1 protein-coding gene is annotated in these 241 nt (G+C 71.4%); it reads right to left on the bottom strand.

Annotated features, from left to right (window positions below; genetic code table 11):
- Positions 1-241, bottom strand: a 241-nt coding sequence (locus CVH10_RS23845; protein WP_146143376.1) for a response regulator, incomplete at both ends; no start/stop codon positions are given.

The following is a 241-nucleotide window of genomic DNA, read 5'->3' as shown; positions in this document are numbered from 1 at the left end:
CACCCGGAGCTGGCGGTCATCACGATCACCGGCAGCTCCGGGTGCGCCTCGCGGACCCGGGCCATCAGGTCCAGGCCGTCGAGGCCGGGCATGCGGATGTCGGTGACCAGCACGTCGGGCGGATTCGCGAGCAGCCGCTCCAGCACCCGGTCGGCCCGGTCGACACACTCGACCGCCAGATCGGGCTGTGCCAGGGCGCGCTCCAGCACCCAGCGAATGGCACGATCGTCATCGACGACCA

Source organism: Halomonas sp. ND22Bw (genome assembly GCF_003011945.1).
Taxonomy (GTDB): domain Bacteria; phylum Pseudomonadota; class Gammaproteobacteria; order Pseudomonadales; family Halomonadaceae; genus Halomonas; species Halomonas halophila.
The sequence above is the reverse complement of the archived record's forward strand: the minus strand, read 5'-3'. Positions and strand labels throughout refer to the sequence as shown.